This is a genomic window from Chromohalobacter nigrandesensis, assembly GCF_023061285.1.
In the GTDB taxonomy this organism is placed as follows: Bacteria; Pseudomonadota; Gammaproteobacteria; order Pseudomonadales; family Halomonadaceae; genus Chromohalobacter; species Chromohalobacter nigrandesensis.
Map to the genome: position 1 here is coordinate 210,346 of NZ_JAKGAM010000004.1, position 23,334 is coordinate 233,679.

At 61.0% G+C, this 23,334-nt stretch carries 22 protein-coding genes; 8 read left to right on the forward strand and 14 right to left on the reverse strand.

Features of this window, described 5'->3' with window-relative positions:
- Nucleotides 1-2: 2 nt before the first annotated feature.
- The 4 genes from L1073_RS07890 to L1073_RS07905 all read left to right on the forward strand — a co-directional run bounded on the left by L1073_RS07890 (nucleotide 3) and on the right by L1073_RS07905 (nucleotide 4,296).
- Nucleotides 3-1,004, forward strand: coding sequence for an ABC transporter ATP-binding protein (locus tag L1073_RS07890; protein ID WP_246898218.1), 1,002 nt, complete (start codon nucleotides 3-5; stop codon nucleotides 1,002-1,004).
- Nucleotides 1,001-2,065 carry an ABC transporter ATP-binding protein gene (locus tag L1073_RS07895; protein ID WP_246898220.1) on the forward strand — a complete coding sequence of 355 codons (1,065 nt, stop codon included), beginning with the start codon at nucleotides 1,001-1,003 and terminating at the stop codon, nucleotides 2,063-2,065. Before L1073_RS07890 ends, L1073_RS07895 begins: the two co-directional genes overlap by 4 nt.
- A gap of 121 nt (nucleotides 2,066-2,186) precedes the next feature.
- Nucleotides 2,187-3,104 (forward strand): LysR family transcriptional regulator, encoded by a 918-nt coding sequence (locus tag L1073_RS07900; protein ID WP_246898221.1) that lies wholly within the window; start codon nucleotides 2,187-2,189, stop codon nucleotides 3,102-3,104.
- Nucleotides 3,105-3,267: 163 nt separating this feature from the next.
- The gene (locus L1073_RS07905) at nucleotides 3,268-4,296 is read left to right on the forward strand and encodes a hydrolase (RefSeq protein WP_246898223.1); all 1,029 of its coding nucleotides are present in this window, start codon (nucleotides 3,268-3,270) and stop codon (nucleotides 4,294-4,296) included.
- Between the two features lie 32 nt (nucleotides 4,297-4,328).
- Here the strand turns inward: L1073_RS07905 and msrA are convergent, their stop codons facing one another.
- A complete protein-coding gene (gene msrA / locus L1073_RS07910) occupies nucleotides 4,329-4,964 on the reverse strand; it encodes a peptide-methionine (S)-S-oxide reductase MsrA (RefSeq protein WP_246898224.1) in 636 nt (211 codons plus the stop codon).
- 14 nt (nucleotides 4,965-4,978) lie between these two features.
- Between msrA and L1073_RS07915 the strand changes: the two genes are divergently transcribed.
- Complete coding sequence (locus L1073_RS07915; RefSeq protein ID WP_246898226.1) at nucleotides 4,979-5,458, forward strand: YchJ family protein; 480 nt, start codon at nucleotides 4,979-4,981, stop codon at nucleotides 5,456-5,458.
- On the opposite strand, the gene tamB is transcribed toward L1073_RS07915, so the two are convergent.
- The 3 genes from tamB to L1073_RS07930 all read right to left on the reverse strand — a co-directional run bounded on the left by tamB (nucleotide 5,427) and on the right by L1073_RS07930 (nucleotide 12,214).
- Nucleotides 5,427-9,467, reverse strand: coding sequence for an autotransporter assembly complex protein TamB (gene tamB / locus L1073_RS07920; RefSeq protein ID WP_246898229.1), 4,041 nt, complete (start codon nucleotides 9,465-9,467; stop codon nucleotides 5,427-5,429). The genes L1073_RS07915 and tamB overlap by 32 nt on opposite strands.
- Entirely contained in the window at nucleotides 9,431-11,245 is a 1,815-nt protein-coding gene (gene tamA, locus L1073_RS07925; protein ID WP_246898230.1) for an autotransporter assembly complex protein TamA, read from the reverse strand. The genes tamB and tamA overlap by 37 nt, the downstream gene beginning before the upstream one ends.
- Before the next feature lie 147 nt (nucleotides 11,246-11,392).
- Entirely contained in the window at nucleotides 11,393-12,214 is an 822-nt protein-coding gene (locus L1073_RS07930; protein WP_246898232.1) for a hypothetical protein, read from the reverse strand.
- 157 nt (nucleotides 12,215-12,371) lie between these two features.
- Here L1073_RS07930 and L1073_RS07935 point away from each other — a divergent pair, with 157 nt between their 5' ends.
- The gene (locus tag L1073_RS07935; protein ID WP_246898234.1) at nucleotides 12,372-12,953 is read left to right on the forward strand and encodes a superoxide dismutase; all 582 of its coding nucleotides are present in this window, start codon (nucleotides 12,372-12,374) and stop codon (nucleotides 12,951-12,953) included.
- A 54-nt stretch (nucleotides 12,954-13,007) separates the two neighbouring features.
- On the opposite strand, the gene L1073_RS07940 is transcribed toward L1073_RS07935, so the two are convergent.
- Both L1073_RS07940 and galU read right to left on the reverse strand, forming a co-directional pair.
- On the reverse strand, nucleotides 13,008-14,300 hold the full coding sequence (locus L1073_RS07940; RefSeq protein WP_246898235.1) for a nucleotide sugar dehydrogenase: 1,293 nt from the start codon (nucleotides 14,298-14,300) through the stop codon (nucleotides 13,008-13,010).
- 4 nt (nucleotides 14,301-14,304) lie between these two features.
- Nucleotides 14,305-15,192: a UTP--glucose-1-phosphate uridylyltransferase GalU gene (gene galU, locus L1073_RS07945; protein ID WP_246898237.1), complete on the reverse strand. Its 888-nt coding sequence runs from the start codon at nucleotides 15,190-15,192 to the stop codon at nucleotides 14,305-14,307.
- Nucleotides 15,193-15,473: 281 nt separating this feature from the next.
- Here galU and ubiG point away from each other — a divergent pair, with 281 nt between their 5' ends.
- Nucleotides 15,474-16,211 (forward strand): bifunctional 2-polyprenyl-6-hydroxyphenol methylase/3-demethylubiquinol 3-O-methyltransferase UbiG, encoded by a 738-nt coding sequence (gene ubiG / locus L1073_RS07950; RefSeq protein WP_246898239.1) that lies wholly within the window; start codon nucleotides 15,474-15,476, stop codon nucleotides 16,209-16,211.
- The gene (locus L1073_RS07955) at nucleotides 16,208-16,897 is read left to right on the forward strand and encodes an HAD-IA family hydrolase (protein WP_246898241.1); all 690 of its coding nucleotides are present in this window, start codon (nucleotides 16,208-16,210) and stop codon (nucleotides 16,895-16,897) included. The genes ubiG and L1073_RS07955 overlap by 4 nt, the downstream gene beginning before the upstream one ends.
- Before the next feature lie 85 nt (nucleotides 16,898-16,982).
- On the opposite strand, the gene ybgF is transcribed toward L1073_RS07955, so the two are convergent.
- The 8 genes from ybgF to ruvB are packed head-to-tail and all read right to left on the reverse strand — an operon-like array spanning nucleotide 16,983 to nucleotide 23,331.
- Complete coding sequence (ybgF, locus tag L1073_RS07960; RefSeq protein ID WP_246898243.1) at nucleotides 16,983-17,777, reverse strand: tol-pal system protein YbgF; 795 nt, start codon at nucleotides 17,775-17,777, stop codon at nucleotides 16,983-16,985.
- An 18-nt stretch (nucleotides 17,778-17,795) separates the two neighbouring features.
- Entirely contained in the window at nucleotides 17,796-18,329 is a 534-nt protein-coding gene (gene pal / locus L1073_RS07965; RefSeq protein WP_246898245.1) for a peptidoglycan-associated lipoprotein Pal, read from the reverse strand.
- A gap of 41 nt (nucleotides 18,330-18,370) precedes the next feature.
- The gene (gene tolB / locus L1073_RS07970; protein WP_246898246.1) at nucleotides 18,371-19,657 is read right to left on the reverse strand and encodes a Tol-Pal system beta propeller repeat protein TolB; all 1,287 of its coding nucleotides are present in this window, start codon (nucleotides 19,655-19,657) and stop codon (nucleotides 18,371-18,373) included.
- Nucleotides 19,657-20,694, reverse strand: a complete 1,038-nt coding sequence (gene tolA, locus L1073_RS07975) for a cell envelope integrity protein TolA (protein WP_246898248.1) — start codon at nucleotides 20,692-20,694, stop codon at nucleotides 19,657-19,659. The genes tolB and tolA overlap by 1 nt, the downstream gene beginning before the upstream one ends.
- 9 nt (nucleotides 20,695-20,703) lie before the next feature.
- Nucleotides 20,704-21,144: a protein TolR gene (tolR, locus tag L1073_RS07980; RefSeq protein WP_246898250.1), complete on the reverse strand. Its 441-nt coding sequence runs from the start codon at nucleotides 21,142-21,144 to the stop codon at nucleotides 20,704-20,706.
- A gap of 10 nt (nucleotides 21,145-21,154) precedes the next feature.
- Nucleotides 21,155-21,832 (reverse strand): protein TolQ, encoded by a 678-nt coding sequence (gene tolQ / locus L1073_RS07985; protein ID WP_281504585.1) that lies wholly within the window; start codon nucleotides 21,830-21,832, stop codon nucleotides 21,155-21,157.
- Between the two features lie 51 nt (nucleotides 21,833-21,883).
- Complete coding sequence (gene ybgC, locus L1073_RS07990) at nucleotides 21,884-22,279, reverse strand: tol-pal system-associated acyl-CoA thioesterase (protein WP_246898253.1); 396 nt, start codon at nucleotides 22,277-22,279, stop codon at nucleotides 21,884-21,886.
- Nucleotides 22,276-23,331, reverse strand: coding sequence for a Holliday junction branch migration DNA helicase RuvB (gene ruvB / locus L1073_RS07995; protein ID WP_246898254.1), 1,056 nt, complete (start codon nucleotides 23,329-23,331; stop codon nucleotides 22,276-22,278). Before ruvB ends, ybgC begins: the two co-directional genes overlap by 4 nt.
- Nucleotides 23,332-23,334 lie beyond the last annotated feature (3 nt).

Genomic DNA, 23,334 nt, shown 5'->3' on the forward strand with positions numbered 1-23,334 from the left:
ACATGGCTTTACTCGAAGTTTCCAATCTCGATGTGCGCTTCGCCCTGCGCCAAGGTGAGGTGCGCGCCTTGCGCGACGTCAGCTTCACGCTGGATCGTGGCGAGCGCCTGGGCATTGTCGGCGAATCCGGGGCGGGCAAATCGGTGGCCGCATTCACGCTACTCAACCTCATCGCCAAACCGGGATATATCGCCGGTGGCAGCATTCGCTTCGAGGGTAATGATCTGGCGCGAATGTCGGCACGCGATCTGCGTCGTGTGCGCGGCAACCGGATCTCGATGATCTTTCAGGATCCGATGATGACGCTTAATCCCGTGCTTTCCATCGGCGAGCAGATGGTCGAGAGCCTGAAGGCGCATCGACGCATCTCGACACGCGAAGCGCGCGCCATTGCACTACACAAGCTCAAGCAGGTGTATATCCCCTCGCCGGAAACACGTCTGGACCAGTATCCTCACGAGCTTTCCGGGGGCATGCGTCAGCGCATCATCATCGCGATCGCGCTCCTGCTGGACCCGGACATCATCGTCGCTGACGAGCCCACCACGGCGTTGGATGTCACGATTCAAGCCGAGATCATGACCTTGCTGCGCGAGCTGTGCGAGAAGCACAACGTGGGGCTGGTGTTGATCACCCACGACTTGGGGGTGGTCAGCCAGATGACCCAGCGCACATTGGTCATGTACGCCGGACGCGTCATCGAGCAGGGGCCGACGCGTGAGATCATCAACGATGCCCAGCACCCTTACACGCAGGGCTTGCTCAATGCCCTGCCGCAGATGACCACGCCAGGCAGCCGGCTCAATCAGATTCCCGGCTCGATGCCCGCATTATCCAATACGCCGAGTGGCTGCGCTTTCCATCCGCGTTGCCAATATCGTTACGACGCTTCGGGACAACCGCGCCGCGATTGCCTCGAAGAGGTCCCCGAGTTCGTTACCTCGGGAAATTGCGACGTTGCGTGCCACATGGTGCGTGACATGCTCGCCAAGGAGGCCTCATGAATGCCGTTGCCGCCCAGCCCTCTCCCGCGACTACGTCACAGAACCGCGCTGAGGCCGAGTCTTTGCTGGAAATTCGCGGATTGTACAAGCATTTCCCGTTGGCCGACGGGTTTCTCGAACAGTTGCACTTCGAAAAAGGTCGCCTGGTGCGGCGCAATGAGCAGGTGCATGCCATCAACGGTGTCGACCTCAGCGTTCAACGGGGCGAGGCCTTGTGCGTGGTCGGCGAATCCGGCTGTGGCAAATCCACCGTGGCGCGCCTGGTCATGGGGCTACTGTCGCCCAGCGCAGGGGAAATTAGTTATGCCGGACAGCGCATCGATAACATGCGTGGCAAGCGGCTACTGCCCTATCGTCAGCGCATGCAGATGATCTTCCAGAACCCGTATGCCTCGCTTAACCCACGCATGACGATTCAACAGACGCTGGAAGAGCCCCTGCGCTTTCATCACCCCGACTGGACGACACCCCAGGTCCAGGACAAAGTGGCCGACGTGATGGCGTCGGTAGGCATCGATCCGGAATGGGGCAAGCGTTTCGGGCACGAGTTTTCCGGTGGTCAGCGCCAGCGGATCGCGATTGCCCGGGCGTTGGCCGTCGACCCCGAGTTCATCGTCGCCGACGAACCCATCTCAGCGCTCGATGTGTCGATCCAGGCGCAGGTGCTCAATCTGCTGATGGACGCCCAGGCCGAACGCCACTTGACCTATCTTTTCATTACCCATGACTTGGCGGTCGTCGAGCACTTCGGCACGCGTGTGGCGGTCATGTACCTGGGCACGGTGTGTGAGCTGGCCGATACGCGTTCGCTGTTCGCGAGGCCCAAGCACCCTTATACGCAAGCATTGCTCTCGGCGATCCCGCGTCTCGACGATGACCGCCCCGAGCACGTACGCCTTTCCGGCGAGGTGCCTACACCGGTCCACCTTCCTTCGGGCTGCGTCTTTCATGGCCGCTGCCCGCACGCCATGGAGCGCTGTCGCCAGGAAGTACCCCAGCTTATCGTCGCTGACGATGGCAACCAGGTGGCGTGTCATGCGGTCGAGGAAGGCCGACTCTGAACGCAATGTGGAGAAACAAACGTGCAGCGTCCCGATCACCTACGCGTGACGGGGCGCCGCCATGCGATGCCGCACGCCTCGGCTGGCGTGCGGCGTCAACGATGATGGATGGCGTCTGACAATGGAAATTCGCTGGCTCGAAGACTTTATCGTGCTGGCCAGGGAACGCCATTTTTCCCGGGCCGCCGATGCCCAGCACGTGACCCAACCGACTTTCTCGCGGCGTATCAAGTTGCTCGAGGAGGAAATGGGAACCACCTTGATCAATCGCCAAACGCTACCGTTGAGCCTGACGCCCGCCGGCGAGGAGTTTCTAGCGCTTTGCGAGCAGATTACCGAGCGTGTGCGACTGACGCGTGACCGTTTGCAGTCGATTGCCGCCGACGAAGCTCGGCGTATCCTGCTAGCCGCGCCGCAGAGTCTGGTGTCGAATTTCCTGCCCGATTGGCTCGACCAGCATGCCCTGACACCGGCGATATCGCCCTACTTGCGCGCCACGAGCTGGTTGATCAGCGATTACCTGCATGGACTGGAACGCGGCGAATGTGATTTGGCGCTATTGTACTGGCCGCGTGGTCGCATTGCCCTCGATCTTGAAATGAGCGAGCTTGAATACCTGAATCTTGGCGAAGAGCGACTCGTTCCGGTCAGCGCCCCCGATACCGAGGGGCATCCGCGTTTCACCTTGCCGGGAACGCGCCGCCAGCCCCAACCGCTGATCGCCTTTCATCCACGCGGTTTGATGGCAGCCGCGCTCGAGGCACACCTCAGCCGCCAGCCGGACGCCGTCTACCTGAACACGCTCAATGAAAGTGTGCAGGCCACCAATATTCGCGAACTGGTGATACAAGGCTACGGGCTTGGATGGTTGCCGCAACGCAGTGTGACCACGCCGATGGCCAATGGCGAATTGGTGCGCGCTGGCGACGAGCGCTGGGATGTCCCGCTGGATCTGCGCTTGTACGCACGCAAGGATTCACGTCACCCCGGTTTACCAAGTTTATGGCAACAACTCGAGGCAACGTATGGCCGTGTCTGAAGGGCACTTGCCGAGCAAACGCAACGCGTTAGGCACTGCCTTACAACGCGTAAACTGTAAGCCAGCCCGGTCCGTCTTTCGCCGATTTTGTCTTGTCTGTCCTTCGCTCGCCGACTTTGCAGACAGCGCCTAAGCTACAGATAGATTCGCAAGAGCCTAACCGATGTCACGCACGCTGTTTTCCGCCGATTTTTGCGCGCCACGAGGACTGGGTAATCGCCACGTGCAGACCCTGTTACCCCGCTTTCGTCGTCTTCCCCCACTGGCGCGCGAAACGGAAATCATTAATCTACCCGATGGCGATTTCGTCGAGCTGGCCTGGGCCCAGCCGGCTCCCACACGAGCGGACGCACCGGTATTCGTGCTGTTCCATGGTTTGGAAGGCTCGTTCGACTCCCCGTATGCACGCGAATTGATGCGCGCGGCGAGTGAGATGGGCTGGCGGGCGGTACTGATGCATTTTCGTGGCTGTGGACAGGCGCCCAACCGGCTTGCCCGGGCCTATCATTCGGGCGATACGGCGGATGCTTATTGGGTCATCGGGCAGCTGGCGCTGCGTTATCCACGTGCCATCAAGGTGGCGGCCGGTGTCTCGCTGGGCGGTAACATGCTTCTCAAGTTGGTCGCCGAGCAAGGTGGCGACGGTCTCGATCTGGCCGGGGCCATCGCCATCAGTGCACCACTCGATCTGGCGGCCAGCGCCGATGCCCTCAATCGTGGCTTTGCCCGCGTCTATCAGCGTCATCTGCTCAACGCCCTCAAACGCAAGATCACCACCAAGCTGGCGGCCGGCCCCTTGCCGATTACGCTCAATGCACGACAGCTCGCGGGCCTGGAGACATTCTGGGCATACGACAACGCGGTGACGGCGCCTTTGCACGGCTTTCAATCGGCCAGTGACTATTACCGGCGCGCTTCCGCCGGTCGCCTGCTGGGCGACATAGAACTGCCGACCCTGATACTGCACGCCGCAGACGATCCTTTCATGCCCGCCGACCTATTCTCGCGATTGCCGGCCCCGGCCGATGCCGTGCGCCTGGAAATCGCCCGCCAAGGCGGGCATGTCGGTTTCGTCGAGTCACGCCAGGGCCAACTTGGCTCCTGGCTGGCGCGGCGTGTTGCAGGGCAACTGGAATGCTGGGCTGCGCACCTGGTGCTGCATCGCTCGCTGGCGGCAGGACCCAACGGTTGATGCGCGTCGACTGTTAGAAGAGGTCTGGCGCTTTATGTCACCGGGCAGGCCACCCCCGTGCCCTTGAGGCCGCAATACCCCGCCGGGTTCTTGGCTAGGTACTGCTGGTGATACTCTTCCGCATAGTAAAAGGTCTCGAGTGGTGCGACTTCAGTGGTGACATGCCCCAAGTCTTGCTGACGAAGGGCATGGTCGTATTCCTGCAAGCTTTTGTCGACGAGCGGGCGCTGTAGCTCATCCGTGGTGTAGATGACGCTCCGGTACTGGCTGCCGATGTCGTTGCCCTGGCGCATGCCCTGCGTCGGATCGTGCGCTTCCCAGAAAGCACGCAACAATTCCGGCAGGCCGATTTCAGTGGGATCGAACACCACGTAGACCACCTCGGCATGGCCGGTGTGTCCGCTGCAGGTTTCCTCGTAGGTCGGATTGGGCGTATAACCACCGGCATAGCCTGCCGCCGTTACATAGACGCCCGGCATCTCCCAGAACAGACGCTCGGCACCCCAGAAACAACCAAGCCCCAGCACGACTTCTTCATGTCCCTCGGGAAACGGGGGCAACATCGAACGGCCGTTGACATAATGGGTGCCGCTGATACGTAGGGGTGTCTCACGCCCCTTGAGTGCCGTTTCTGGCGTGGGAAGCTCGAGCGATTCTTGTGACAACATAGGGAAAATCTCGCATGACAATGAGTATAAAAGCGTCCGATATCTGCCCCTGTGGGCAGTCACGGCGCTTCGATGAATGCTGTGCGCCGATCCATGAGGAGCCAAGCCGCGCGAGGACACCCGAGGCGCTGATGCGAGCACGCTATAGCGCCTTCGCGCGCGATGCGTACGACGCGTTGATCGCTACCTGGGATCCCGCCACATGCCCCACTCGCGACTCACTGGCCAGGAGCGAGGCACGCTGGCTGAAGCTGATCGTCCATGACAGCACCCAACAAGGCGAGAAAGGCACGGTGACGTTCAGTGCCGATTTCATCGACGCCGATGGCTTTCAGCGTCTTACCGAGACCAGCCGCTTTCGGTTCGCCACTCATGCCGACCAGTGGTTCTATATCGACGGCGACGCCCAATGGCGTCGCCTCGATATCGGTCGCAATGCCGCGTGTCCCTGCGGCAGTGGCCTCAAGGCGAAGCGCTGCTGCGCCCGAGGCTGAAGGTATAGATCAAGTCGAGTGCTTGAGCCGCGCCGGATACCGCTTCCAGATACAGGTTCTGGATCAGTCGATAGCGCAGTGTCAGCTCGGCGATGGGGGAGAAAATGCCAACGCCGTAGCCAACTTTCAAGTCATCGAAGATATAGCCACTGACGACGACCTGACTATCCTCGCCCGAGCCCGAGGTGTCGAGACTTAAATCGTCGACCCCGAAGGCCTGGCCGAGCTGGCCTACGGCACGCCCGCTCTGCGATAGCGAGAGCCCGATCAGCGCCGAGGTCAGCGCCCCATCGCCACCGTCGTCGCCCGGTGCGCGGCCTCTGAGCAGATAAGAAAGAGCCCGGCTTTCCGACATCGCGGGTTCCGAGAAGATGCTTAGTTGCGGATTCTCCGCACGGCCCGTGACGCGTAGCCCTGCGGTCACGTCGTCCTCGATGGTATCGGGGTTGCGAATCGCCTCGAACTGTAGACGCGGCTGGGACGCCGGCCCGCTGAACAGAATCTGCCCCTGGCGAATGATCAGATCCTGTCCGAACGCGGTATAACTGCCATCGACCAGGTTGACATTGCCGAACAACTGCACAGGGCCGCTACCCTGGCGTACTTCGAGCTGGCCTTCCAACTGCGACTCGAGGCCATAGGCTTCCAGGCTCATGTCCGGACCGAGATGCAGCATGACGCTGATATCCAGTGCCATGCCGGCGTCGGATAGCGCTTGAGCCGTGGCCTCGCCCTGTTCACCCGATGCTGCGTCTTCTTGCTGGGCGGCGTCCTCTTCGCGCGTGATAATCACCTCGTCGCTGCTCGGTGCGACGGCGGAGGGCGGAATCTTGCCCACCTCCAGGCGTGCCCAGGGAACATCGACATCGCCACGCACACGCAGGCGGTCCGGATTGGCATCGACGCGCAGGTCCGGGGCGACGCGCAAACGCCCGAAGTCCGGCAGGCCGATCTCCAGCGGATCTTCCTGGCCTTCGATGCCCAGGCGTGTCTGCCAGGCCGACGGGTCCTGCCAGTCGGCTTCGCCATCCAGGTTGAGCTGCCCTTTTTCACCCGCCACGAATCCTTCGATATCGGCGCGTTGTCCAGCGAAGTCGATGCCCAGTCGCGCATCGCGTATCGCGACGGGAATGGCCGCGCCACGGGCTTTTACGCCCTCGGCCGTCAGCTCGCCATCGAGATCGGGCTGACGCAACGTCCCGGCGAAGGTGACATCGCCGGCGAGTGACCCTTCGAGGTTGGATAAACCCTCGACGAGCGCACTATACGGCGCGAAGGCGACGTCATCGACCTGCAGGCGCCCTTCCAGGGCGGCTTCGCCCAACGGATCGTCGATGCCCAACGACAACGCCAGTTGCCCGGTGTCGCCTTGATCGAGTGTCAGGCGTGTATCGGCGCGAGATGGCGTGGCATCGAACGTCGCCGCGAGGCGGCTGTCCGGCAGTTCCCACGGGTTGCCACGAGCATCTTCACCGGTGACGTCCAGTTGGCTATCGATCTGCCCTTCGGCATGCCACTGTTGGCCCGCCTGTTGCCAGCTCAGGTTGGCCTCGCCCTGGGTCCCGCCATCCACGTGCCAGCCCGACGGCAGTTTGTCGGCAAGCAGGTCCATGGGAACGTCGCGCAAGGCCAGTGACGCGTCGCCGGCATCGGCGGAGAGTCGCGCCTGGTCGATAAGACAGGCCTCGCCTCCCTGCTGGCGCACTAGGCAGAACGGCGAGAGCGTCACGCGTTGGGCGGCGACATCGGCATCGAAGTCCAGGGCGTCATCGAGCGCGATATCGCCGTATTCGGTCGCGAGGTCAAGCGGCGCCAGCGACCCGCGATAGCGCTGAGTGTCGGCGTCGTACTGGCCGTCGAGCGTGAGACTCGCTTGTGAAAGCGGCAAGCCGCTTCTCATCTGGGCATCGAGCCCCAGGGTGTGCTGAGATAAACGCCCCGACAGCGTAACGCTCAGGGCGTCGACACGTTGACCACCGGCCTCGAGTCCTTCGATAGACACATCGGCCTTCACGCGCGGGTCGTCGATTCCTTCGCTATACGCCTTCAGCGACAGGGATTCGAGTTGTTGCGCCTGGTAGCGTAGCGCCTCGCCGGTCAAATCGAGGTCGAGACGCGGCGATTCGAGGGAGCCCTGAGCGTCGAGGTCGCCCTGCAAGGCGCCACCGAGCCCGGGCCATAACGTGGCGAGTTGCGGTGCCTCGATGCGACTGCGCAGATCCAGACGCTGTCCGATGTTGCCTTCGGCGGTGATGCGGTTATCGCCCTGACGCAGGTCGAGTTGGTCGATCGCCCATTGCATCTGGCTATTGCCGCTGAGCTTGGCGTTCAAGCGCAGGGCTCTGTCTTGCAAGGTGCCATCGATGGCCAACTGCGGTATACGTAGCCGCCAGCCCTGAGGCTGCATGTCGAAGCCGACGCGCGCCTGACCGTTGAGCGTCCCGTCGACGGCTTCGGTAAAAGCGCCTACGGGCAGCTTGTCGAGCTGAAGTTCGCTTTCCACCGAAAGTGCCGAGGCCCAGTCCACCTGACCGCGGCCGGTCAGGGTTCCGCCTTCGGCCTCGAGTGTGAGCGGTGCCCAGGCGAAGTGAGACGTATCGCCACGGCCCTCGAGCGTCAAGCGACTCTTGGGGAGGCCATCGCCACGTGCCGCCAGATCGAGTGCGACCCGATAATCTTCCAGGGAGCCATCGGCGTCGAGATGCAGCGTGTCGAGCCGATAGACGGCTGTGCCTGCGCCCACGCGCTGCGCTGCCGACAGCGCGGCGGCGTCCAGACGGCTCTGCGCAGCGAGCTCAGGCGCGGTGAGCGCGCCCGCCAGCGGCCAAGTGATATCGTTGGCCTCAAGCGACAGATCGAATGGCAAGGTCGGTGCCAGCGCATCGACCTGTCCCTTCAGCGTGGCCGTGACGGGACCATTGGCGTCGAGGTCGAGCGCCAGATCGGCCAGAGAGCCATCCAGCGTCAACGTCGCTCGCTGACCGGCCAACGGAGCACGTGCGATATGCGTTTCCAGACTGCCGTGGAGGGGATAATCGCCGCTCAAAGTAGCCTGCAAGGCAAGTTCCGCTTCACCGTCATCGCTGCGCACGTGCAGTCGATGAATCGCGACGTCGCTGCCTTCGGTGGACAGCGACAGCGTGGCCCGCGCTAGACGGTAGGACGTTGCGCCACGCAACTGGAAGTCGTCGATCACCAGGCTCGGGGCGCGGATGTCGAGCGGCAAGTCGATCTCGGGTAATTCAAGGCGGCGTGCGGAATCGGTATCGGATGTCTGACTATCAGCCGCCGGCACTTCTTTGGCCTCAGATGACTTATCGGTCGCGGATTCCTCGGCAGTATGACTCTCGACCGCCTGTGAAGCGGCATCGATAGTTACTGCAGGGATAGCCGGCGATGCCATTCCTTGGGTCAGGCGCTGTCCCTCGCTCATCGGCAGGTAGAGTTGCGTTCCCTCCAAGCGTGTGGGCAGTAATGTAAGGTCGTTGCCGGAGACGCGCGCCCCGCTGGTGAAGTCATCCCATTGCAGTTGCGTGCCATCGGCCAGGTCGACGCGTACGTCCTCGAGCCCGAGGGCGCGTATCTCGATGGGGAACGGGAACCACAGCGCGGGCATGCCCCCGCCTGACGATGCATCGGTTTGGGCATCGTCGCTGGTCTCGCCAGGTGACAAGGCAATGTGCGCGCCCTTGACTTGCAGTCCCTGGAGACAGAGCTTGCCGTCCAGCAGGCAGTCATCGGCCCAGCTCAGATGCAGTCGCTCGACATCGAGGGCGAGAGTGCCGATATCGAGATGCAGACCGCGTAACGTCAGCGTGTCCAGCGGTGCTCCTTCTACCTCCTCGACCTCATACCAGCCACGCGACTGACCTTGATCGGCCAGCCACGCGGTCCCCCAAGGTGACAACGCCACCCCGAGCAACGACAACACCAGTCCCAAGAGCCACAGCGGTACGTAAATCAGTGCTCGGATCAGAATTCCGGCCCGATGGCGAAATGCAGACGCCACGCGTCCTCCTCATTGTCGAAAGGATGGGCGATATCGAAACGCACGGGGCCCACGGGCGAAATCCAGCGCACACCGATACCGGCACCGGTCTTGAGTTCCTCGGGCCACCACTCATCGAAGGCGTTGCCGGTATCGATGAAGGTTGCCCCCCACCAGTTGCCGGTGACCCGACGTTGGTACTCGGCGCTGGCGGTTAACATATGCTGGCCACCGAGCAGTTCGTCATCGTCGTTTTCTGGTGCCAGGCTCTCGTAGCTGTAGCCGCGCACGCTTTGATCGCCCCCGGCGAAGAAGCGCAGCGAAGGAGGAATCTTGTCGAAGGTGTCGGTGGCCATGGCTCCCCCACCGACACGACCGACGAAGCGGTTGTCCTGTCCCAGCGAGCGAATCCATTGCGAATCGAACGTGGTGCGCACAAAGCGCGCGTCCGACCCCCACTTGGGATCGGAGACCTCCAACGACAGCCGTTGTCGATCGCCCCACATGGGGAAATTGGGCTGCCGCGTGCGGGTACGGGTCCAACTGATGCCTGGATATAACAGCAGGACTTGTTCGTCCTGATCCGCCTGGGTGAAATCCTCGTATGTGGTACGAAAATAGAGTTCCTGCACCCAGTCGTTGTCGAATTCCCAGCGCCGCGCCAGCTCGACCGAACTCTCCAGACTCTGGGTATCCTCATTGTCAAGGTTACGCAGACCATAGCCGAGGCGGTAGCTATCGCGTAGCGGGTCCGCCAGCGGCATCAGATACTCACCATCGAAGCGCTGCTCGGGGCCCGAAAGGTACAAGGCATTCGACAGGCTGTGGCCACGATCATTGAGCCACGGCATGTCCCAACTGAATTGGACGCGTGGCCCCACATCGGTGGCATAGCCGATCCCGGTCTCGAACTGGTGGCGGTCGGCGGGAATGACATCGACGTCGACGGGCACGTCGGTGCGCTGCTGGCCATGGAGTTGGCGCACGGCGGCAAGCCCTGGACCATTCGTCAAAGGAGGCCTACGCCCGGTGGCCTCTTGCCACCATCGCCCATTATTCGCGTCACCTCCGCCACTATCGAGACGTGGGCGCACGGCGATGCCGCGAAACCAGTCGGTTTCTCCCAGACGCTGGTTGTACTCGGCCAGTTGCCCGGCCAGATAAGGATCGCCGTCCTCAAACGGCAGCATGCGGCGCAGGCGGTCTTCTTCGATCTGGCTCCCCGAGAAACGGATGTCGCCGAAATGATACCGTGGCCCGCTGTTCATCCTCAGGAAAATACGCGCACTGGCTTCCCAGGGACGGACTTCCATTCGACGTTGGGTAAAGCCGGCATCGAAATAGCCGCGTTCGAGCGCCAATGTGGAAAAGCGGCTCTTGGCACTTTCGTAACGGTCATGACGTAGTGCATCGCCTTCCTTGAGAGCGACTTGATCGAGCGCGTTCTGGAAGGCGCGATCCTTGTCAGCCTCGCCGTCGATACCCACGTCGAGCTGGGTGATATGTGTCTGTGGGCCTGGGTCGATGGTAACGACGGCGTCGGCATCGAACGTTCCCTCGGGATACGCCGTTTCGATCTGGGGCGAGTAATAGCCGAAGGCACGCAGCGCTCGTTGGGTGCGATCGCGGACCTCGCTATCCAGGCGTTCCTCGCTGATGTTCTGGGTATCGACCGGGCGCAGGAAGGTGACGACATTCTCGGCAGCGGGGCCTTCGAGCCCCTCAACGGACGCATCCAGCGCATAGGCGCCGGACGTGACGATACTCAATGCCGCTCCCCACAGGAGGCGCCGTGTCATGGAGAGGCGCATCGGCGTCAGCCTCCCCGATGCTGCTGATCGACAACGTTCACCCGTGGCGAGGCGATAAACCTCGCGCGTTGATCTCGGCTGATTTCCAATGACTCAATCCTTGTCGTGAGATCGCGTGATTAGTCGCGGACGGCATTACTGAGAAGCGGAAAGCGCTTCCACATTGGCATTGAGAGCCAATTGTCCCTGGCGAAGTTCCCTTAGATCGTCCTGAACGGCTGCGACCTCATCGGCGACCTCATCATGATCGCCGGAGAGTGAGGCGAGACGCGCGCTCAGATCGTCGAGGTTCTCTTGCAGGTCGTCAAGCGTTTCGCCACGCGCCTGACGTGCATCGGCCAGTTCCTCGAGACGCTGTGACAAAGCCTCGATCCCATCGCCCTGCTCTTCCTGGTGCGAAGAGAGCGATTCCAAGCGTGACGACAAGGTGGCGCGCGCATCCTCGCCGGTGCTTTCCAGGGCCTTGAGCGAGGATTGCTGGGCAGCAATCAGCGTTTGCTGCGTCTCTTGCGTCTCACGCAACCTCTCCAAGGCATTACCCGAACCTGTGCTTTCTTCCAGCTCGCTAACCTTGGTTTCCAGGTTGCCTATCACCGCGCGGGAAGCGCCCAGTTCAGATCGCAGCCGGTCCAGTTCATTGCGCAAGCTGTCGCTGGAGGCATCCAACGAGCTGCCTGTGGCGTCTAGGCGGTCGGTCAAGGTGTTTTGACGTGCTTCAAGGTTGGAAAACCGCGCCTGCCAGGCTTGGCGCTCTTGCCAGTAAAATCCCGTGATCCCTGCCAAGGCGACGATGAGGAGCAGCGTCAGGCACCATAATGGCCAGACGCGCGAACGGCGCCGTCGCGTGCCGCTGCTGCGACGCTGTGGATGGCTGTCGAGGCGTTCCTCGGCGATGGGGGCGTCGCGCTCGGGCACAATACGCGGCTCCTGACGTGTTCCTTCAGGTCGTTCAGACATGCTCGGCTCTCGTCTCGACTACGTTATTAATCAATACCCTGGCGCATCCACGAGTGTGGTGAAATGGGCGCTTACCGGGGCCGATGCTAGGATACCGGGCGTCGTTGAGGACGCAGATGCTTGGTATTGTAAGGTTTTTAAGCAAAAGGAGAACACCATGGCATTTGAACTGCCCGCCCTACCGTATGAGAAGAATGCGCTCGAACCGTATATCTCCGCCGAAACCCTGAAGTATCACTACGGCAAGCACCATCAAGCCTACGTGAACAAGCTCAACGAGTTGACCCAGGGTACCGCCGATGAAGACAAGTCACTCGAAGAGATCATGCAATCGGCTTCCGGCGTCATGTTCAATCAGGCCGCCCAAGTATGGAACCATACTTTCTACTGGCACTGTCTTTCCCCACAGGGTGGCGGCGAACCCAAGGGCGCGTTGGGCGATGCGATCAAAGCGACGTTCGGTTCCTTCGAGCAGTTCAAGGAAACGTTCCACGCCAAGGCGGCAGGTAACTTCGGCTCCGGCTGGACCTGGCTGATCAAGACCGCCGATGGTGGCGTGACCATCAGCAACACCGACGATGCCGACTGCCCCATCGCGCACGGTCAGACGCCGCTGATGACCATCGATGTCTGGGAACATGCCTACTACATCGATTATCGCAATGCTCGTGCCAAATATCTGGATGCCATATGGAACGTCATCAATTGGGACTTCATCGCCCAGAACTTCAACGGCTGATCGTCCGTCGAGATAAGCACTGAGCACGCCCCGTTTCGACGGGGCGTGCGTCATTCAGGCATTCGCAGGGTCCGCTCGTCGGCCGATACCGCGATAGATCAAACCGCGTGCCGCGACATAATCGGGATCGAAGATGTTGCGGCCATCGAGGATCAACGGCGTGGCCATGAGTTCACTCAGACGACGCCAGTTGGGATTCCAGTAGCATTTCCACTCGGTGACCAGCATCAGGGCATCCGCGCCCTCGCAAGCGGCGTAAAAATCGCCGTCGCAAAAGCGCACGCGAGGATGATCCCCGTAGAGGTCACGCAGTGCCGGCAACGCCTCGGGATCGTGAATGCTGACATAGACGCCCTGTGCCAGCAGCGCCTCGAGCAAGGTCAGCACCGGCGCCTGGTCGATGCGGGTGGTGCCGGGCTTGAATGCCGCTCCCCAGATCGCCACGCGCCGCTCGAAAAGCTGACCATTAAAGTGGTGCCAGAATTTTCGAAACAGCGTCTCTTTTTTCTGCTCGTTGATGTCGAGGACATGCTCGAGCAGCAGCGATTCGCGACCGGAGGCATGCTGGACATCGGCCAGGCGCATGAGGTCGCGCGAGAAGCTGGGGCCGCCAAAACCACAACCGGGATACAGATACTCGAACCCGATGCGACTGTCGGCGCCCATCCCCAGGCGGACGTGTTCGACATCGACATCCAGCGAGTCGGCCAGGCCCGCCAACTCGTTCATGTAGCTGATGCGTGTCGCCAACATGCCGATGATTGCCAGCTTGGAGAGCTCCGCGGCACGGCGTGGCATGAGCTGGAAGACGTCCTGACGGCGGTTGAACGCGCGTAGCAGCTCGCGTACCTGAGCGGTGGCCTGGCTATCTTCGCTGCCGAGCAACCAGCGTGCCGGACGGGTGAAGGTTTCCCAGGCACGCCCTTCTTCGAGCATGTCCGGCAAGGCGACGGCTGACTGGCCGGCATGGCCTAGCAGTGCCTCTAGGCGTTCGGTGTGGCCGACCGGAAACGTCGAATTATTGACGATTACCAGCGGGGTGCTTTGTGCGGCGGGAATGTCGGCCACATAGGCTTCGGCGGCCTCGCGCTGATCTGGAGCCAGCGCCAGCCAATGGATCTCGACCTCTTCCCGCATGGGCGTGTCGGTCAGGCGCAGCAAGCCCGAGCGACACCCTGCATCGATCTGGGATTTGAGTCCCGGTTCGCGAAGCAGCCATTCGGCATGTTCCAGACGTTGCCAAGGCACCTCGGGATGCGAGCACCAGTCGACCTGGTGCCCCACCGAGGAAAGCGCTGCCGCCGCCACGGCCGCCGATAGCTCGCTTCCATACACGTTCACGCGCATGGCATCAGCCCTCGTTTGCGTAACGGCCCAACAGGGCTCGGAATCCTTCGCCATACTGGGGATGGCGCTTGGCGAGTGCCAGCGTGGCTTCCAGGTAGCCTAGTTGGTGCCCGCAATCGTAGGTATTGCCGCGCATGCGATAGGCCTCGGCGCCCTGCTGCTGGCGCAGGGTTTCGAGGGCGTCGGTGAGCTGGATCTCATTCCCTGCACCGGGCTTGGTCTCCGCGAGCAACGGAAAGATTGCGGCCGGTAGCAAATAACGCCCGATCACCGCCAGGCTCGAAGGCGCCTCCCCGGCCTTGGGCTTTTCGACCATGCCGGTCAGCGGTGCGCTATCGCCGGGGCTCGGTGCCTCGCCCTCGAGCGCGACGATCCCATACTTGTGGGTCATCTCTTGCGGCACGTTTTCGACCATGATCTGTGCCTGGCCGCTCTTGCCGTAAGCCTCGATCATGCCCGCCAGGTCGTTCTGCGCCAGGTCGCCGGCATCTACCAGCACATCGGGCAGCAGCACGGCAAACGGATCGTCGCCAATCACTGACTGTGCACACAGCACGGCGTGCCCCAGTCCCAATGCGACCGGCTGGCGCACGGCAATGATGCTTACGTCCTCGGGCACGATGTTGCGGACTTCCGCGAGCAGTTCATCCTTGCCCTTGGCTTCGAGCATCGCCTCGAGCTCGAAGTTCTTGTCGAAGTGGTTCTCGATAGCGCTCTTGCTGGAATGCGTCACCAGCACTATCTCCTTGATGCCGGCGGCCACCGCCTCTTCGACGACGTATTGAATGACCGGTTTGTCGACGATAGTGATCATTTCCTTGGGGATGGCCTTGGAGGCTGGTAGACAACGTGTACCGAGCCCAGCAACGGGGAGTACGGCCTTCTTGATCATCAGGAATCCTTCCTTAGCGTTCTAGGGTCGAGTGTCGGCAGTATGCCATAGTGAAAAGCACGAAGGCGCCACCGATTCGGCATTCCTTTGATGGTATTCAGGCAAAGAGGTTCGCACTGTCTTGCATTGTCGAGGTTGTCGGAAAGTGCCCCTCAACATCCGCGCGTAACATTGTAGAATGTGCCTTATTGGCGTGCCGACACGTGACGACCCATACAGACATTAGATTTCGAGACGAATGCTGCGGCATCGGTTCGATCATTTCTCCAAGAGGAAGCCCCATGAGCGAGACGTTCGGTAACAACGTGGATCACGCCGAGATCGCCAAGTTCGAAGCGCTTGCCAGCCGCTGGTGGGATCCTGAAAGCGAGTTCAAGCCGCTGCATGAGATTAACCCGCTGCGTCTGAACTTCATTGATGAGCAGGCCAATCTGGCGGGCAAGACCGCCATCGATGTGGGCTGTGGCGGCGGCATTCTCAGCGAGGCGATGGCGCATCGCGGTGCCCGGGTCACGGGCATCGACATGGGAGAAGCGCCGCTCGCCGTTGCGCGCCTGCATCAGCAGGACAGCGAGGTAGAGGTCGACTACCGCCAGATCAGCGCCGAGGAAATGGCGGCCCAGCATCCCGGTGAGTTCGATGTCGTCACCTGCCTGGAAATGCTCGAGCATGTCCCCGATCCGGCGGCGATCGTGCGTGCGTGCGCGACCCTGGTCAAACCCGGCGGCCACTTGTTCTTCTCGACCATCAATCGCAACCCCAAGGCGTACATGTTCGCCATTCTGGGGGCCGAGTATGTCTTGCAGCTGTTGCCTCGCGGTACGCACAGCTACGATAAGTTCATTCGCCCGGCGGAGTTATCGTCCTGGTGCCGCGACGCCGGATTACGCGTGCGTCGGCAAACCGGACTGACCTACAACCCCGTGACCAAGCGCTATCGCCTGGTGGCCAACGACGTGTCCGTGAATTACATGATGCATTGCACACCGGAATGGACGGGTACGGGAGAGGCGCAATGAGCCACGCCCGGCCGGCGGCGCTGCTTTTCGATCTCGATGGCACGCTCGTCGACACGGCGCCTGATCTGGCGCAAGCCACCAATGCCTTGCGAACCCATCACGGACTCGCGCCATTGCCTTATGAAACCATCCGCGCACAGGTCTCGAATGGCGGCAGCGCCCTGGTGGAGCTGGCGCTGGGATGGGCGCCTACGCATGCCGATCATGGCGAGGCCCGGCGTTACCTGCTCGAGACCTACGGCCGTAACATCGCGGTGCATAGCCGCGTATTCCCTGGCCTGACGCCTCTGCTCGCGGCATGGGATCGGACCCAGCGCCCCTGGGGAATAGTGACGAACAAACCGCGCGCCTATGCCGCACCCTTGGTCGAAGCACTCGGTCTGACACATGGCGTATTGCTGGCTGCGGATGATCTGCCGCTCAAGAAACCCGACCCTGCGCCACTACTCGAGGCAGCGCGCCGTCTCGGCGTCGCGCCCGTCGATTGCTGGTACATCGGTGACCATCTACGTGACATGCAGGCGGCGCGCGCGGCGGGCATGCACGCTATCGCGGTACGCTATGGCTACATTGGCGATGAAGAAACCCCCGATACGTGGCCGGTGGATCGTTGGTTCGAAACGCCGGAAAGCCTGACGCAGGCGCTTTGGCCTTGCGAAAACGATCTGAGCGTTCACTCAGGCTGACGATACCGCCTACGCGAAAGCGGGCGCTGCTCCCTTTGTGAGCGGCACCCTGAGCACTTGGCGTTGCTCCGGCATGTTTCCTCAATCAGTCGTCCGATTGATTGAGGAAATCCTCGGCCATTTCGGCGGCATTGCTATCAGGATAGTCGTCGCGAACGCGATTCAGAAGTTCCTCGCTTTCATCGGGATGGCCTTGGCGCGCCTTGAGCAGTCCCAGCTTGTAGAGAGCATCCGCGACCTTGTTGCTGTCGGGATAGTCATCGATGACCGTCTGGAACGATTCGGCGGCCGCGTCCAATTGCGATTGAGCGGAATACAGCTCGCCTAGCCAGTAATGCGCATTCGGAAGCAGATCGGAATCTGGGTATTCATCGATGAAATCTTCGAAGGCTTGTACCGCATCATCAAATTGACGCGCCTGAACCTCTTTGAAGGCAGCTTGGTAGGCGTCGCGCCCCTGTTCGCTTGACGTACCCTCTTGAGCGCCACCTGCTTGCGACTCGTTGGTACCGGCATCACCGGTGACCGACTCGGCCACGCCACTATCTACCCGGGAGGAACTGGCACGCGACGCCATGTTATCGACGCGCTTTTCAAGATCCAGAAAGCGTTCCTGCGAAAGTTTCTTCTGCTGCTCGAGTTGATAGCGCAATTCCTCGAGCTGCCCACGCAATTGCTTGATCTCGCGTTGGCTGTCCTGGAGCTGATTGAACAAGGCCAGGTTGCCGCCACCGCCGCTAGATTCTTCACGCGCGGCTGTCTGGCTATAGAGGCTGCTACTGGACTGGTCGTTCAAATCATCGACCGAGGGTTGAGCCCATACGGACAACGGGAGCATCAAGGCTCCCGCGCCGCACAGTCTTTTCAGACCGTGTTTCATACCTGACTCCGGCGACGTTTAGTAGGAAAAGACGACGCGGCGATTCTGGGCATACGACTCTTCATCGTGTCCACGTACCGCGGGACGCTCTTCGCCATAGCTCACGATTTCGACCTGTGACGACGAGACGCCTTCCACGCTGAGATATTGCTTGACGGCTTGCGCACGACGTTCACCCAGCCCCAGGTTGTACTCACGGGTGCCACGCTCGTCGGCATGTCCTTCCAGGACGACATCGGTGTTGGGGTGATTCTTGAGGTACTTGGCATGCGCTTCGAGTACCGATTCGAATTCCGGACGAATGGTGTCGCGGTCGAAAGCGAAGTAGATGGTGCGCTGTTCGGGAATGGCATCGCGGTCGCTCATCTCGCTGCCCGAGGTGCCCTGCCCGCTTTCCATGCCTTGGCTGGAGGCAGAGCCTGAAGCAGCGGCGCCGGATCCGGACGTGCCGTCCATGCTGCCATCCTGAGTGCCGCCAGTGCTGGAACACCCCGCGAGGACGGCGAGTGAAATGGCGACGGCGAGGCCTTGGGCATAAGGTTTGAATTGCATTGTTTTCTCCTTGCTTGAAAGTCGAATGACTCTAACGCGGTTTAGTCCAAAAAGGGTGACCATGCGGGTTCGCGAACGTCCCCTTGTGGCGATGGCAGCCGGAAGGAAGCACTACCATCGTCCGATACGGCTCCCAATACACCGCGGGTCCCTTCTTGCGTAGCGAAGATTATCATGGTGCCATTTGGTGCGACACTGGGAGATTCATCCCAGTTGGAATCGGTGAGGATCGTCATGCGATCAGTATCCAGATCCTGGCGAGCGATGTGAAAGCCATCGTCGTCCCGGGTCACCATGAATATCGCATCACCATCCGGATTGAAACGCCCACGTGAATTATAGCTACCGGTAAAGGTGATCCGCTGGGCCTGATCGTCTCCCAGGTTGTAACGATAGATCTGCGGATTGCCACTACGGTCGGAGGTGAAAATCAGGCTACGACCGTCCGGTGCCCACTCGGGTTCGGTGTCGATCGCGTCGCTATGCGTCAGACGCGTGAGGTCACGCGAGGCGAGATCCATGACATAGATCTCCGGCTGGCCATCCTTGGAAAGCGACATCGCTAGCTTGCGACCGTCCGGTGACCAGGCCGGTGCACCATTGATCCCTTCGAAGGAGGTCAGACGGAGACGCTGCCCTGTCGAAAGATTCTGGACATAGATGGAGGGCCGTCCCGTCTCGAACGAGACATAAGCCAGCTTGCGACCGTCGGGCGACCATGCCGGCGACATGATGGGCTCATCCGAGGAGAGGATTTCCTGGTTGTTGTGCCCATCGGAATCGGCGATATTCAACGTATATTGGATGTTGTCATCGACGCCATTGGCCGTGACATAGGCGATGCTCGTCGAGAAGGCGCCACGAATGCCGGTGATCTCTTCAAATATCTGATCGCTGATATAGTGCGCGCTATCGCGCAGTTGATCGCGGCTGGAGGTCACGACTTCGCCGAGCATGCGATCTTCGCCATTGACGTCCAGAAGTTCGTACTGAATGCGGTACTGGCCATCCTGGTTTTCGACCTTGCCCACCACCAGGTAGTCGCTATCCAATTGTTGCCAGTCTTGGTAGTAAACTTCATCGCTACTGCTGGGCCTAGAGATCAGCGCATCGCGCGACAGTGGCTCGAAACGACCGCTTCGTTCCAAGTCATTGCCGACGATGCGCGAGACCTCTTCCGGTAGCTCATCTCCTCCTTCCATGGGGACGATGGCAATGGGGATGGCCTGATCGCTGCCCTTGGTGATTTCGATGGTCAGCTCGGCATGCGCCATTCCGGCACACAACATCAGCAACAGAGCGGCTGTCCAAAGGTTGAGTCGTTTCATCAGCGGATGTCCTCTGGGTTAAAGTCCAGATTGAATTCACGGAACTGACCTTTTACCGAAGCGTCGAGTTCGCGCATTTCACGGAATGGCGCCGCCTTTTCGACGGCTTTGATCACGGAATGATCGAAAGCGGAATCTCCACTGCTTTGAGTGATGGTGGCGCTTACCAGCTCGCCAGTGGGCAGTAATTGGATTCGCACGATGGCGCGTAACTCCGAAGACGCATTGGAGGGTACATTCCAGCTTTGCTCGACGTATCGGCGCACCAGGTTCTTGAAGCCATTGGCGGCTTCGCTGGCCTGCTCGGCGTTAGCAATGGATTGTTCTTCATCACTGATCATGCTGTCCAGTGATGACTCATTGGCCTGGGCCGCCCGTTCGGCAAGTTCTTCCTGACGCTGCCGCTCGGCTTCGGCCTCTTCCTGGCGTTGTCGCTCGGCTTCGGCTTCTTCCTGACGCTGCCGCTCGGCTTCGGCCTCTTCCTGACGCTGCCGCTCGGCTTCGGCTTCTTCCTGACGCTGCCGCTCAGCTTCAGCCTCTTGCTGACGCTGTCGTTCGGCTTCGGCCTCTTGCTGACGCTGCCGCTCGGCTTCGGCTTCTTCCTGACGCTGCCGCTCGGCTTCGGCTTCTTCCTGACGCTGCCGCTCGGCTTCGGCTCGCTGCTGTGCTGCGCGTTGCGCTTCTTCCTGCAAGCGCCGGGCTTCGGCCTTGGCTTCTTCCACTGCGCTATCCGTTACCTCTGCGTCGCTATCGGCCTCTGGTTCATCAGAAGATTCGGAAGGCACCGATTCCTCGGGCTCCGGCGCATCCTCCTCTTCCTCCGGCTGTGAAGGCGGCGGCGTGGAATCTTCGGTCTGCTGAGGTTGATCGGTCGCCGTTTCAGCGCGCACCAGCGTCGCCTGGACCACCGATGAAGAGGTCGGATCGGGCTCGCTTTCAGGCCATTTGATGATGGTGAGCATCAGCGCCGCGATATGCACGCCAATGGCCAGCAGCACTGGCCAGCCATAGCCTACACGGCGTTCACGTTTCGCCATGTCGATGCCTCACTCTTCACCGCCGGAGGGAGGTTCGGAGATCAGTCCGACGTTGCCCACTCCCGACCCTTGCAGCGTACTCATCAACGTCACTATCTGACCGTAGGCAACATTACGGTCGCCGCGCACCATGACCGGTGTGTTTCCGTGGCGGCTCAGCATGGCCTTGACCTTTTCCCCGAGTTCATCGAGGGCGACGGACGTCTCTTCGTCTCCCAGGGAAATGTAGTACTGCCCTTCACGGTCCACCGACACGATCAGTGGCTCTTGCTCCTGGGTATCGATGGGCTCGGAAGACACCTGTGGCAGTTCGACATCGACGCCCTGATTGAGCATGGGGGCGGTGATCATGAAGATCACCAACAGCACCAGCATCACATCGATGAACGGCACGACATTGATCTCTCCCATCGGCTTGCGCCGCTGGCGATGATGATAGGATCCGTACATGCTTCCTCCCTCAGGATGCCTCGCGTTCGCTGCGCCCCTGCAGGTTACGGTGCAGGATGGCGTGGAATTCCTCGGCGAAGTTTTCGTATTTGCCGAGCAAGCGTCCCGCATGAGCGGATAGTCGATTATAGAAGATCACTGCGGGAATAGCGGCAAACAGCCCCATGGCCGTGGCGACCAACGCTTCCGCGATCCAGGGCGCCACAGTGGAGAGCGTGGCCTGCTGTGCCATCGACAAGCTTTGAAACGATCCCATGATGCCCCATACGGTACCGAACAGACCGATATAGGGGCTGGCCGAAGCGACCGTGGCCAGGAAGGTCAGGTTCAGCTGGAGGCGGTCTTCTTCACGCGAAAGCGCGACTCGTTGGCCTCGCTGCACGCCCTCGAGTACGGCATCGGTGCTTTGAGTCTTGGGCATCAGACGGTTGAATTCACGAAAGCCGGAGCGGAAAACATGCTCCGCACCCAGCGATTCCTGTTCGGCGGGCAGGTCACGATAGAGCTCATTGAGATCAACGCCGGACCAGAAGCGGTCCTCGAAATCACGATATGCCTTTTCGGCGCGACGTAGCGCGATGCTGCGCTGGAAAATGATGATCCAGGAGGCTATGGAGGCAGCCAGGAGCAGGAGCATGACCAGTTGAACGATCAGGCTGGCGTTCATGATCAGATGCGGAATGGACATGGAGTCGTTCACGGCAGTCCTCGTGTCGCTTGAGAGTTCGTTTCGCTTGGGTTATCCGTGCATCAGTGGTTGCAGGGCATCCGGCCAACGTACGGGTTTAAGCCGAGAAGCCTCGAGGCAGACGATGTCTACCCGGGCTTCGCACAGTCGTTCCCCGCGACGTGTCACTGTCTGGGCGAAGGTCGCCCGGCAGGCAGTGGATTCGACGACGTCTGCCGTGATCTGCAGTTCGTCGTCGAGGTGGGCAGGCTTGGCATAACGGCATTCCAGATGATGCACGACCAGTTGGATACCCTGTGCGAGCAAATCACGCTGGGTCAGGCCGTGGTGGTTTAACCACTCGCTGCGTGCCCGCTCCATGTATTTGAGATAGTTGACGTAATAGACGATGCCGCCGGCATCGGTATCTTCGATGTAGACCTTGAGCGTATGCGTGAAACCGCTCATGCATCGTCCTCCACCCGCTTGTCGTCAAGCGACGGCGCCGCGACGACGGTATCGCTCGGTGTCAGGCCGAAGTGTTCATAAGCCAGACGTGTGACCACGCGTCCGCGAGCGGTACGCATCATGAATCCCTGCTGGATCAGGTACGGTTCTAGGACATCTTCGATCGTGTCGCGTTCCTCGCTGATCGCTGCCGCGAGACTGTCGACCCCGACAGGGCCTCCATCGAACTTCTCGATCATGGCCATCAATAGGCGTCGGTCCATGTGGTCGAGTCCATGGCGGTCGACATGCAGCATGTTGAGGGCTTGATCGGCAATTGCTTCGTTCAGGCGACCGTCGCCGCGCACTTCGGCGAAGTCACGCACGCGCCTCAGCAGACGATTGGCGATACGTGGCGTACCACGCGCGCGGCGGGCTATTTCGGCCGCGCCATCACGGTCGGCCTCGACCCCCAGTAAATGCGCCGAGCGGACGACGATCTCGGTCAACTCGTCGACCGCGTAGAATTCCAGCCGCTGCACGATACCGAAACGATCGCGTAGCGGTGACGTGAGCAGACCCGCACGCGTGGTGGCGCCGACTAGCGTAAAGGCCGGCAGATCGAGCTTGATGGAACGCGCGGCGGGACCCTCGCCGATCATGATGTCGAGCTGGTAATCCTCCATCGCCGGATACAGCACCTCTTCTACCGAGGCGGGAAGGCGATGGATCTCGTCGATGAACAACACATCACCGGCTTGCAGGTTGGTGAGCATGGCGGCAAGGTCGCCGGCGCGCTCGAGCACGGGACCGGAGGTCGATTTGATATCGACGTCCATCTCGGCGGCGATGATGTTGGCCAGCGTGGTCTTGCCCAGGCCGGGCGGCCCGAAGACCAGAGTATGATCGAGGCTATCGCCGCGCTGACGGGCGGCGCTGATGAAAATATCCATCTGCTCGCGGACGCGGGGCTGACCGATGTACTCGGCAAGCCGCTGCGGACGGATGGCATGATCCACGTGCACTTCGCTGCCCTGAGGTTGTGCCGCGATCAGACGGTCGGTATCGATCATTCG